At 63.7% G+C, this 11,571-nt stretch carries 9 protein-coding genes; 2 read left to right on the plus strand and 7 right to left on the minus strand.

Annotated elements, in window-relative coordinates; all coding sequences use genetic code 11:
- Window positions 1-170 precede the first annotated feature (170 nt).
- Genes ACIQ3Q_RS18360 through ACIQ3Q_RS18390 form a run of 7 tightly spaced genes read right to left on the minus strand, consistent with a single transcriptional unit; the run spans window position 171 to window position 8,633 of the window.
- Window positions 171-1,406 carry a type II secretion system F family protein gene (locus ACIQ3Q_RS18360; protein ID WP_396270635.1) on the minus strand — a complete coding sequence of 412 codons (1,236 nt, stop codon included), beginning with the start codon at window positions 1,404-1,406 and terminating at the stop codon, window positions 171-173.
- On the minus strand, window positions 1,406-3,118 hold the full coding sequence (locus ACIQ3Q_RS18365) for a GspE/PulE family protein (protein WP_396270636.1): 1,713 nt from the start codon (window positions 3,116-3,118) through the stop codon (window positions 1,406-1,408). The genes ACIQ3Q_RS18360 and ACIQ3Q_RS18365 overlap by 1 nt, the downstream gene beginning before the upstream one ends.
- A 53-nt stretch (window positions 3,119-3,171) precedes the next feature.
- On the minus strand, window positions 3,172-4,833 hold the full coding sequence (gene mshL / locus ACIQ3Q_RS18370) for a pilus (MSHA type) biogenesis protein MshL (protein WP_396270637.1): 1,662 nt from the start codon (window positions 4,831-4,833) through the stop codon (window positions 3,172-3,174).
- Window positions 4,830-6,302 carry a hypothetical protein gene (locus ACIQ3Q_RS18375; RefSeq protein WP_396270638.1) on the minus strand — a complete coding sequence of 491 codons (1,473 nt, stop codon included), beginning with the start codon at window positions 6,300-6,302 and terminating at the stop codon, window positions 4,830-4,832. The genes mshL and ACIQ3Q_RS18375 overlap by 4 nt, the downstream gene beginning before the upstream one ends.
- A 2-nt stretch (window positions 6,303-6,304) precedes the next feature.
- The gene (locus ACIQ3Q_RS18380; RefSeq protein WP_396270639.1) at window positions 6,305-7,096 is read right to left on the minus strand and encodes a hypothetical protein; all 792 of its coding nucleotides are present in this window, start codon (window positions 7,094-7,096) and stop codon (window positions 6,305-6,307) included.
- Window positions 7,093-7,725, minus strand: a complete 633-nt coding sequence (locus ACIQ3Q_RS18385; protein WP_396270640.1) for a PilN domain-containing protein — start codon at window positions 7,723-7,725, stop codon at window positions 7,093-7,095. Before ACIQ3Q_RS18385 ends, ACIQ3Q_RS18380 begins: the two co-directional genes overlap by 4 nt.
- Entirely contained in the window at window positions 7,725-8,633 is a 909-nt protein-coding gene (locus tag ACIQ3Q_RS18390; RefSeq protein ID WP_396270641.1) for a hypothetical protein, read from the minus strand. The genes ACIQ3Q_RS18385 and ACIQ3Q_RS18390 overlap by 1 nt, the downstream gene beginning before the upstream one ends.
- Before the next feature lie 241 nt (window positions 8,634-8,874).
- On the opposite strand from ACIQ3Q_RS18390, the gene ACIQ3Q_RS18395 reads away from it, so the two are divergent.
- Together ACIQ3Q_RS18395 and ACIQ3Q_RS18400 are read left to right on the plus strand one after the other, a co-directional pair.
- Window positions 8,875-9,432 carry a DUF962 domain-containing protein gene (locus ACIQ3Q_RS18395; protein WP_396270642.1) on the plus strand — a complete coding sequence of 186 codons (558 nt, stop codon included), beginning with the start codon at window positions 8,875-8,877 and terminating at the stop codon, window positions 9,430-9,432.
- A 334-nt stretch (window positions 9,433-9,766) separates the two neighbouring features.
- Window positions 9,767-11,488: a choice-of-anchor I family protein gene (locus ACIQ3Q_RS18400; RefSeq protein ID WP_396270643.1), complete on the plus strand. Its 1,722-nt coding sequence runs from the start codon at window positions 9,767-9,769 to the stop codon at window positions 11,486-11,488.
- Window positions 11,489-11,571: the final 83 nt, after the last annotated feature.

Raw genomic sequence — 11,571 nt, forward strand, 5'->3', positions numbered from 1 at the left:
TGGCTCATGCGATCTGGCTATGATGAACTCTCTGGGATCGAAGCCAGCAACTCGCTCAGGACAGCTCTGGCCTGAAGTAGCGGCCAGCTTCGAATCGGCCAATGATCACATGAGACGTGACACTTAGCGGCTTGTTCGAGGCCTTCCCCATGCTTTTCGGCACAAAGCACTCACTTCTTGAATGCCGTACGACCCAAATCCCACACGGGCAGGAACACACCCATGGCCAGGATGAGCACCAAGATGCCCATGAAGACGATCATGATGGGTTCGATCTGCGCGCCCAGGGTCTTGAGCTCGTACTCGACTTCATTGGTGTAGAGGTCGGCGACCTCTTCCATCAATTCGTCTATGGCGCCGGTTTCTTCGCCCACGGCGATCATTTGCAACACCACGGGCGTGAAAATGCCGGATAAGGCGGCTGAGCGCAGAATGGTTTCGCCACGCTCCACGCTTTCTCGAATGCCTTCGACCTTGTGGGAGATGTAGCTGTTCTCCACCGTGGCGGCCACCACGCCCAGCGCTTGCGCCACCGGCACACCGCTTTTGAGGGCCAGCGCAAAGCTGCGCGCAAAGCGCGAAAGCATGGCTTTTCGCACAATTCTGCCGGCCACTGGAATGCGCAACTTGGTGCGATCCCAGATGAACTTGCCGGCTTTGGTGGCCACCCAGCGATTGAACATGAACACCATGGCCGCGATGGCGCCCAAGATGATCCACCAGTAGTTGACGGTGAACTCAGAGGTGGCCAGCAAGAGCTTGGTCATCCAGGGCAGCTCGGCATTGAAGCCTTTGAACACCGTGGCAAAGGCCGGGATCACAAAGGCGTTGATCACGCCGACCGCCACAAACATGGCGATCATCACAAAGCTGGGGTAGCGCAGCGCGGCCTTGACCTGCTGGCGCATGAACTGCTCAAACTCAATGTGTTTGAACAGGCGGATGAAGATATCGTCCAAGCGGCCCGTCATCTCCCCCACGCGCACCATGGACACATAGAAGGTATCGAACACTTTGGGGTGGGACATCAGCGAGGTCGACAGATCCAAGCCTGACTCCAAGCTGCGGCGCACTTCCGTCAGCGTGTTCTTCATCGCCACATTGGTGGCCGATTCGGTCAAGCCCGCCAGCGCCCGCAAAATGGGCACGCCCGAGCGCATCAGGATGTTGAGCTGCCGAGAGAACAGCAGCAAGTCGACCGTCTCCACCTTGGGCGGAAAGAAGCGCGAGAGGTCAATGTCGCGCGAGAGCCCTTCGGCATTGCTGGGGGAGTCGCTTTCGCGGATGTCCAGCGGTGTCACGCCGCGCGCGGCCAGCAAGTCGGCCACTGCCGACGCATTGGGCGCATCCAAGGTGCCGTTGACGATGCCGTCGGCCGTGCGGCCGCTGTAGACGAATTCAGCCATCAGGATTCATCCAACTGGTTGGAGATGCGCATGGCTTCTTCGATGGTGGTGCGGCCAGACACCGCCAAACGAACCGCGTCGCGACGCAAGGTGTTTCCGGCCATCTGTCGGCGCGCAGCTTTGTTGAAGGCGCTGGGTTCGCCATGGTTAATGGCTTCCACCAGCTCCTGCGTCATTTCAATGAATTCGTACACACCCGTGCGCCCGCTGTAGCCGGTATGGTTGCAAGAGCCGCAGCCCGTCCCCTTGAAGAAGACGGTGCTCTCTGTGGCATCGCCCAGCTCCTGACGAAGCCAGGCTTTCTCTGCGCCCGAGAGGGCATGCTCAGCACGGCAACTGGGGCAGATGACCCGCACCAGGCGCTGAGCCAGCACCAGTTGCAGCGACAAGGCCACCATGTAGGCGGGCACGCCCATGTCCAGCAAGCGGATCGGGGTGGAGAGTGCGTCGTTGGTGTGCAGGGTGGAGAGCACCAAGTGGCCGGTCATGGCGGCACGCATGCCGATCTCAGCCGTTTTCTGATCGCGCATCTCACCAATCAGCACGATGTCTGGGTCTTGCCGCAAGGCGGCCCGCAGCACACGGTCAAAGCTGAGGTCGATCTTCTCTTGCACCTGCACTTGGTTGAGGCCGGGCAGACGGTACTCGACGGGGTCTTCGGCCGTCAGAATCTTGCGGTCCGTGGTGTTGAGTTGGTTCAGCGCCGCGTACAGCGTGGTGGTCTTGCCGGAGCCTGTCGGCCCCGTCACCAAGACCATGCCGCTGGGCTTGGCGATGGCACGCTCCAAGGCTTCCAGCATGCGGGGTGGCAGATGGAGTCTTTGCAGATCCAGCAGACCCGCGTTTTGGCTCAACAGCCGCATCACCACCGATTCACCATACTGGGCAGGCAAGGTGGAGATACGCACGTCCACCGCACCGTGGCTGAGCTTGACGTGGAAGCGGCCGTCTTGGGGCAGGCGTTTTTCAGAGATGTCCAAGCCCGACATCAGTTTGAGGCGCAGCGCCACAGCATTGGCAATCTTGGGGTCGGCTTCTGTCTGCACATGCAGCACGCCGTCAATGCGGAAGCGAATGCGCAGGCTGCGCTCTTGGGGCTCGATGTGGATGTCCGAGGCGCGCACGCGCAAGGCCTCTTCAAACACCGACGAGAGCAGCTTGACCACCGGCGCGTCTTCGGTAGAGACATTGCCCAGGCCCAGCATGTCGCCCAAGCGACCCTCGGTAACGCTCAGTTCGCTGGTCAGCTCTTTGGCCAGACCGGCGATTTGGTCGGTGCGCTGATAGCTGCGGTCGATGGCGGCCAGCAGCTTGGTCTCGGTGACCACCACCACCTCGACTTCGCGCTTGAGCAGGCGGCCCAGCTCGTCATAGGCGTTGATGTCGGTCGGGTCCGCCATCATGACCTTGTAGCTGACGCCGGTGTCTTCCAACACGGCCGAGCGCAAACGGCGAGCCTGCACCTCGGGCAGCAGCTTGACCAACTCGGGTCTCAAGGTGCGGCCGCCCACGTCCATGAAGGGCATGCGCAACTGCTTGGCCAGCGCCTGCGACACCTGCTCTTCGGTGACCAGGCCGTTGTCCACAATCATGCGGCCAAGCTTGCGGCCAGTGCGGCGCTGCTCTTCCAGGGCTTGGGTGAGCTGTTCGGGCGTCAGCAGCCCTTCTTGGATCAGCAAGTCACCAAGGCGGACACGTTCCGGGCGAGCCATGAGTGGGTTCCTGCAGTTTTTTTATGATGGTTGATCGTCTCAGCGCAGAAGCCTCAGGGGCGTATCGCTGAGCCCAGTTGTTCTGTCTTCAGCGGCACGATCGGCATACCCACCGAGCGAGCGCGGCTGTCGGCCTCAGACTCTGGCCATTGCTCGTTGCGGATCACCGTGGGCTTCATCAAGATGACCAGCTCGCGCTTGCGATCCACCTTGGCCTTTTGGCCAAACAGATTGCCCAGCAGCGGCACATTGCCCAAGACCGGCAAGGCCGACTTGTCGAACTTTTGGTTGTGGGTCATCAGGCCGCCAATGGCGACAATTTGGCCGTCGCGCACCCGCACGATGCTGTCGGTTTCGTTCACCGCACTGGTGGCCAGGGGCAATTTGTATTGACCCAGCGAGCCCAGGTCCACATTCTTTTGGCGCTCACTGACCACGCTGATGCTGGGGTGCACGTGCAGGATGACATTGCCTTGGTCGTCGATCTGCGGCGTCACGTCCAGCGCAATGCCCGAGAAGAAGGGCTGCAGCGTGACGGTGGGCGAGCTGGTGGAGCTGGTCGCGGTGGACGAGGTGTTGCTGGACACGCCCGTGATGTAGAGCTCATCGGTGCCTACCTTGAGCACGGCCTTCTGGTTGTTCAGCGTGGCAATGCGCGGGCTGGAGAGCACTTGCACATCGCCCTGGGTTTCCAGGAAGTTGAGCATGGCGGCAAAGTTGGTGGCCTGGAAAGCCAAGCCATAGATGCCACCGCCCGCAGTGCTGGGCTTGAACGTGTTGCCGGGTGAGGCCGTGTTGCTGCCATCACTCAGGTCGCCGGTACCGCCCAGCACGGCGCCGGGCGCGGCTGTGCCAAAGCTGATCTTGCCGCTGCCCAGCGAACCAAACGCTGCCCAGTTGACCCCTTGCTGTGAGTCGTTGGAGAGCGCCACATCCACGATCTTGGCCTCGATCATCACCTGACGTTCGATGTTGACCTGTACCGCGTTGAGGTAAGACTCCACCTGGCGCAGCTCGCTCGGCGTGGCCTTGACCACCACCACACCGGCCGCTGGGTTGAGCACGACTTGGCGGCCATTGGCGCTGCCTACCAGTGCTGTCAGTGACGCTTGCACCTCGCGCCAGAAGTCGGCGTCCGAGGTGGTGCGCACATGGGCGGAGTCTTCAGCCCGGGAGCCGACGCCGCCGCCACTGTTGCCGCCACCGGCCGCACTGTTGCCGCCTTGCGCCTGGCCCCCCGAGCCGCCACCGGCCTGGGTGATGGAACTGGACGAGACTCGAATGTCCGATGCACCTTGGCGGCGACCCGGCAGATAGTTGATGCGGAAGAGCCGCGTCTGGACCGCATTGGAGAACACGGTGATGCGATTACCCTGCACTTTGTAGTCGTAGCCGTAAAGGTCACGCAGCGACATCAACGCCTCCATCACGGTGGTGTCGCGCAAGGAGAGAGACACCGTGCCCGTGACTTCCGGCGACACCAGCATGTTGTAGCGGGTGTTGGACACCAGCTGCGCAAACACCGCAGCCGCCGGGGCGTTGTTCATGGTGATGTCAAAGCGCGGTGCGGCCTCCAGTGCAGGGTCTGAGGCGACGGGTGCGGCTGCCAATTGCAGCGGTGCGGGCAGGCCGGTGTTGGCCGGCTGGGCCGCAAAGGCCACCGAAGCAGCCATCGAGGCGGCCAGCACGAACGGGCAGAAAGTCTTGGTGTTCATGGTGTCTCCAGGGCGTACGCGACCTGCGTCAAAGAAGAGTTGTCAGCGGCAACCGGGGGCGAGCTGCGCCAGTTCGGCATGGCCATGGGGTAGGAATGGCTCACCGGCGCTGCGGCCACCGCAGTCGGCCCGGTGCGCCCTTGCGCCCAACGCGTGGGGGCCCAGGTGCGGGGCAAAGGCTTGGCGACGGCTGGGGCAAAGTGGCGCGGGGCGCTGGGCTTGGCTTCCAGGGCCGCAATCCGTAGCGGCGGTGTGGCGGCACTGGCCCACTGGCTGGTGTGGGCACCGGGCAGCTCATTCCCGCCCTGCGGCTGCCAGGCCTTGGCGGCGGTGGCTTGACGCCACACCACGCTGGCAGGCATGGGCCGGGGACCTTGCACAGGGCTGTAGCGCGCGGTGCTCAGGCGAGCAGGCGAGGCCTTGGGCGGCTGCCAGCGCGCCAAGACCAAGCCGGATTCGGCAAAGGCCATGGACGGGCGTTGTGTGAGGGCTGGGCCGGTCGCCCATGCCGCCAGCCAAGCACCATAAGGGTTGGGGCCAACTGGACGCTGCCAACGGGTGGAGGCGGCGATGCTGGCGGAGGGCTTGGTTGACGTGGGCAGCAATTGCACGATGCGCCGCATGTCGTCCAGGTCCATGCGCAAGGCCTGCTGGGGCGCTGCGGCCGTCCAGGTCTTCTGGCTGTTCGTCCCGCGCTTGGGGGGCACAGGGGCACGCGGCATGGCGCGCACAGCCGGCTGGAAGGCCACCGTCATGGGAGCGGCGGCGGGCAGCGGCACCGCAGCATGGGCCCACGGGGTGGCTTCGGTCAACGCTTGCTTGAGGGCAGGTCGTGCTGGGCCGATGGGCACGGGCGCCGTCTGCGGCGCTTGTTCCGGAGGCTGCGCAGGACGCGGCACCGGCACAGGCTGGCCCTGCGGAGCAGGCAAGGGAAAGACCAAGGGGCTGGGCGCCGCCGCACCGGGGGCGCGCGTTGGCATGTCGGAGAAGACTGGCACGGCCTCAACGCCAGCGGGCCGACGGGCAGGTTTGCGCACGTCGCCCAGCGGCCCCATCTTCAGGCTCCCGGGTGACTGGCGGCTGTCCAGCACCTCCACGCCAGCCAGCGTCCAGCGCTCACGGCCTGATGGCCCACGCACCATCAAGCCATGCGCGTCAATGTGAGTCACTTCATAGCTGCCCAGCTTGCCGCCCACTTTGAGCAACTGGCCGTCGACAATGGCCGTGGCCTCGCCCTGCCGCGGCACTTGTAAGGACTGCAAGGCCGGCGGAGCTGCGGGGGCCGAGGCGGCATCCAGTGGCGCTGCTGCAGCAGCCAAGGCCTCAGCAGGCTTGGGCAAGGCCGTCTCTTCGCGGCCTGCGCCCACCAAAGGGCGAGTAGGGTCCAACAGAGCCGCACCAGCAGTGCGCGGATCGGCCAGAAACAGCAGGGCCAAGGCGAGTACGGCTGGGGATGAGGGCTGTCGCATGCTTAGATCTCCAACCAACTGTGATCCAGGCTCAAGGTGTAGAGCGTCAGGGTCAGGGTGGCTTTGGGATGGGCTTCGACTTGAAAGCTCATGCCGCCACGCAACACGCGTTGAGGCAGGGCTTCCAGGTTTTGCACATAGGCGCTCAAGTCGGCATAGCTGCCTTCGAGCGTGATTTCAATGCCGTGCCGCCACAGGCCGGGGCCAGGCACAGCGGGCAATGTGCTGGCCTGGGCTGCTTGGGGAGCACTGGCCGCCGAGGCCACACCGGGGGGGGCGGCCACGCTGGCTTGCTGCACAGCACGCAAGGTCACCTCGCTACGGCCCAGAGACTTAACGCTGCGCACGCGCAGACGGCTGCATCCAGCCTGGCCATTCGCACAAGGGCTGCGTTGCAGCAGCTGTTGCAACAGCGGCAGCATTTGCTGGGCGCTGACCACACCTTGCTGGTTGTCATGCAACGCAGCCTGCGCATCGGCCAAGCGTTTGCGCACCTCTTCGACCTGCAGGGCTTTGGATTGCTCCAGCGTGCGCAACTCTTGCGCCAGGTCGGAGATTTCGGTGTCGATGGTGCGGCGTTGATCCTTCCAGGTGCTGACCTCCGTCTGGTGCGCACGGAAGCGCTTGAAGGCGCCGTCGAGCCAGAGGCGGTCGAGCAACATCACGCTCGCCGCCACCATGGCCAAGGTAATCATCAGGCGTTCGCGAAAAGGGCGAGCATCAAAGCGACGCCCCAATGTGGGCAGCGTGGCCCACAGGGTGTCGAGCTTTTGACGCAGCGATGCGGTGTTCATCGTGCGGGCTCCTTGTTGTCTTGCGCAGAGGCCGTGCGCAGGACAAACTCCGTGACCTTGGGGCCGGTCGACTCGCCCCCCTCCGCCGCCAGCGAGGTCAGTTGCAGTTGCGCAAACTGACGGCCTTTGAAGACGGGCTCGGCATTGAGTCGGCTGAGGTAGTCGGGCAAGGCTGATGCGTCCAGCATGCGGCCCTTCAGCTCAATGGACTGGCCATCGGGCGAGACGACAAAGCCTGTCAGCCACAGCGCGCCATGCGACTGCTTGGCCAAGGCCTCAAAGTAGGCCGCATAGGACACGCTCTGCGCGCCGGCAGCGCCGCCCTGCAGCGTGGCTTTAACACGGGCCAGGGCCTGTTCCACTTCACGCAGCTTGGCGGCCTCGACGTCGACCTCCTGGCGCTGAGCGGCCACTTGCTCCTTGAGCGCCATGACTTTGGCCCTGTGTTGGGCGAAGACCTGTTGCTCTTTGTTGTCTACGCCACCCACGCTGGTGCGCCAAGTCAGAAACCCGCCCACCAGCAGGCCCAGCGCGATGAAGACCGCCAGCCCGCGCAAGCCGTTGCTGGCACTCAGGACGTTTTGTGGACGCCTGAAGCTTGCGCCATAGAGGTTGAGTTGCTGTGCCATCAATGGGCTCCTGGCTCAGCGCGCAAGGCCACACCGAGTGCGGCGGCAAAGGCGCTTTGCGCTTCGGGAGAACTCAGCTCGGCGGCGGCGCTGATGTCCAACACATCGCTGAACTTCATCTCGGTGACAGGGACATAGACCACGTCACGCAGGTACTCCACCAAGCCCGGTGCCCCTAAACCGGGGGCCACCCACAGCGTGCCTAGGTTGGCATAGCTGAACAGGCGTTCGCACATGTCCAGGGTGCGTTGCGCCTCCAAGGCGATGCGGTCAAACACGGTTTGCCGCACATCATCTTCAGGGTCGGTGATCTGTGCTGAGGTGGCTTCAATGTGACGCACCATCAACAGCTCGCTGCGATAGGTGATCACCAGTTGTGTGTCCATGGGACCGACGCGGATCAAGGCTTGGGCGCGTTCGGTGTCGTCCGTCAGTGCGCAAAGGTTGCGCAGGCCACATTCCACAATGTCGATCGCTTCTAGGCCCACGCCCGCGTCACTGCAATGGTCTACCAAGGGGCGGACACGCTCCTCTGGAGCCGTCACGGCCAAGACCGAGCGCGCCGGGCTTTCGGGGGTCGCGCCCGGAACGGCCAGAACATCAATGGCGGCCTGCTCGACCGGAAAGTCCACCACATCTTTGAGCTTCCAACGCAGGGCGGAAATCCACTCCTCGCGCGGAACCTCGGGGGCCTCCATCGATACCATTTGATAGTGCCCACGCGGCAGTACGGCCACGACATGGTGCTTGTCGAGCTGCCATTGCTTGCGCAGACTGGGCCACAGCGTGGCAGCCTGCGTCATGGGCTGGCTGGCCACCCACTCCACCCGGGGCTTGCCGCCCGTCGGGCGGACGATATGAACCAGCCTTGCCGTATCGCCTTGCAGCGTGACACTGACCCAGCCCACTCGCTTTTGTGATGTTGATAAGCCAAACACGATTCGCCAACCATTTCATGTCGTGACGGAATCGATGTTGCCCGGCCGCGCGATTTGCAACCGTTTGATAAGGGGCCGCTTTTGTCCCCTTCTTTATGCTGTAGCGGGGCTTAACCCTGATTGAGGCCCATCCCAGAGTGAGCGCGGCTCCAAGCAGGCTGCCCAAGCTTGCCGTAGGATAGCGACCTCAGCCCGCTCGGAGAGCCCAAGAATGCACCGTCGCCCCAGTGACGCCACCAACCTGCTGGTGCGCTATGCCACCGACCACCGAGACCCACGCAATATCGCCACGCACATGGTGGGGATTCCCTTGGTCGTGTTCTCGCTAGGCTTGTTGTTGTCGCACCCTGCCCTGATGACGCTGAGCACGGCTTGGGGGCCTGTGAACCTGACCCTGACCGCACTGGGCTGGCTGCTGTCAACGCTGTGGTATCTGAGCCGGGGCTTGCCAGGCTTGGGCCTGCTGGTCAGCGCCTTCAATGGTGGGCTGCTGTGCGCGGCTACCCTGGTGCTCTCTGAAATTGACGGCAGCGGCCTGGAGTGGGGCTTGGCCGCCCTCTGCCTGGGCTGGCTGTGCCAAAGGGCGGGTCATTACTACGAAGGCCGCAAACCAAGCGCACGGACTGACGCCCATGCACTGCTGATAGCGCCCATGTTTGTGGTGGCCGAAGGTCTTTTTGCCTTGGGGCGCTTACAGGGCCTCAAGGCCGATATCGAGCGACAAGCCGGCCCCACAAGGCTGCGCAACCTGGCCATGCCCGCAGGCTGAGCCTGCCGCAGCCGCCGCAGAGGACTCTGCCCCATCAGAACCATAGCCAGATGCGGCGCAGCCAACTCGGCGTGCGGTAAGGCTTGGGCTGATAGACGAGGCGGAATTCAGACTTCATGATGATCTCCTTGCGAATACTGTACATCTATACAGTATCTGGCGCAAGCATCATCCACCCTCGGGCAGCACACCGCCCACACACGTCCCGGCGCGCCGCGCCGCAGGAGGTGGTGGGCGCCCCGTCGTTTGTCACAGAGCGGTCATGCGCATGAGAAAAACTCTGCGCTTGCCCGTAGCACTCATCCGCCGGGCCCCTGCCACAACGAGGTCCGCCATGTCCCATCGATCCCCCCAGCAAAGCCCCTTGAGGCTCGCACTTGCAAGCACCGCTCTGGTGCTCAGCACCTTCAGCGTCACCCATGCCGCTCCCCCCCTGGCGCAGACCACCTCTGCGGCCACCTCAGCGCTGGCCGACGACGAGTTTGGCCATGGCCACTCACCCACCGGACTGACGCTGCAGAAGATCGGCAGCTTTGCTGGCGGCGGCTCTGCGGCCTCTGAGATCAATGCTTATGACAAGGCCACGCGGCGCTTGTTCGTCGCCAATGGCGCGTCTTTGGGGGTCGACATCCTGGACCTGGCCAATCCCGCCACGCCGGTGAAGATCGGGGCGCTTGACGTCAGCGATATCGGTGGCGCCGTCAACAGTGTTGCCACTCACAACGGCCTGCTGGCCGTCGCTGTCGAGTCGACACCCAAGACAGCGCCAGGCAAAGTGGCTTTTTATCGCGCCAGTACGCTGGAGCGCCTGGCTGTTGTCACCGTGGGTGCACAGCCAGACATGCTCACCTTCAGCCGCGATGGCCGCCGGCTGGTGGTCGCCAACGAGGGTGAGCCCAGTAGCTACGGCCTGCCTGACTCCGTCGATCCTGAGGGCTCGGTCAGCGTGATCGAGCTGCGCCAAGTGGGCGCCCGGCTCCGCACCAAGGTGCGCACAGCAGACTTTACGGCCTTCAATAGCCAGATCGACGCGCTGCGCGCTCAGGGCGTGCGCATTTACGGCCCAGGCGCCACCGTGGCACAAGACCTGGAACCGGAGTATGTGGCGCTGGATGCCGATGGGCGCACCGCTTATGTGGTGCTGCAAGAGAACAATGCCATCGCCACTGTCGATCTTGACCGCGCGAAGGTCACTGCCATCCGCGCGTTGGGCTTGAAGGATCACCGTGCTGCAGGCCAAGGCCTGGACCCAAGTGACGAGGACGGCGGCAGCGACACCAATAGCGGCAGCCCGGCCATCAAGATCGGCAACTGGCCCCTTCATGGCATGTATTTGCCCGACGGCCTGGCTGCCTACAAGGCGCGCGGGCAAACCTACCTCGTCACCGCCAACGAAGGCGACGCGCGCGCCGACTGGCCCGGCTTTAACGAAGAGGTTCGCATTCGCGCCCATTGCGATAAGGGGCTGGACCGCAGCGCCTTCCCTGGTGCCACCGGCGACGCGACCGACCGCCTGCTGATGGACTCCAACCTCGGCCGCTTGCGCGTCACGAACACTCCGAACGGCAACGACAACGGCAAGAACGCCGCTGGGCAGTGCACCAAGCTGTGGTCTTATGGCGCGCGCTCCTTCAGCATCTGGCGCGCAAGCGACCTCCAGCAGGTCTACGACTCTGGTGACGAACTCGAGCAGCGCACCACCAACCTGCCCAATGCACCGTTCAACAGCGGCCACGATAACGTCACCCTCGACTCTCGCAGCCCCGCCAAAGGACCAGAACCCGAAGGCATCGCCGTGGGTCGGTTTGGCAAGCGCACCTTTGCCTTCATCGGCCTAGAGCGCGTCGGTGGTGTGATGGTCTACGACATCAGCAAGCCGGAAGCACCTAGCTTCGAAACCTATATCAACACGCGCGATGGGGTGGCTGGTGACACTGGCCCCGAAGGCCTCACGCTGATTCCGGCGCGGCAGTCTCCCAACGGCCAAGCCTTGCTGGTGCTCTCGAATGAGGTCAGCGGCACCACAGCGATCTATCAGATCAATCTGAGTCACTGAGGGTAAACCGGAGCCGTTCCCAATCGGCTCCGGTGGCATCTCGTCCCGCTCAAGAGAGCGCCGGGCTGCCGCAACAGGACCTT

Source organism: Ideonella sp. (assembly GCF_044358605.1).
Taxonomy (GTDB): domain Bacteria; phylum Pseudomonadota; class Gammaproteobacteria; order Burkholderiales; family Burkholderiaceae_C; genus Ideonella.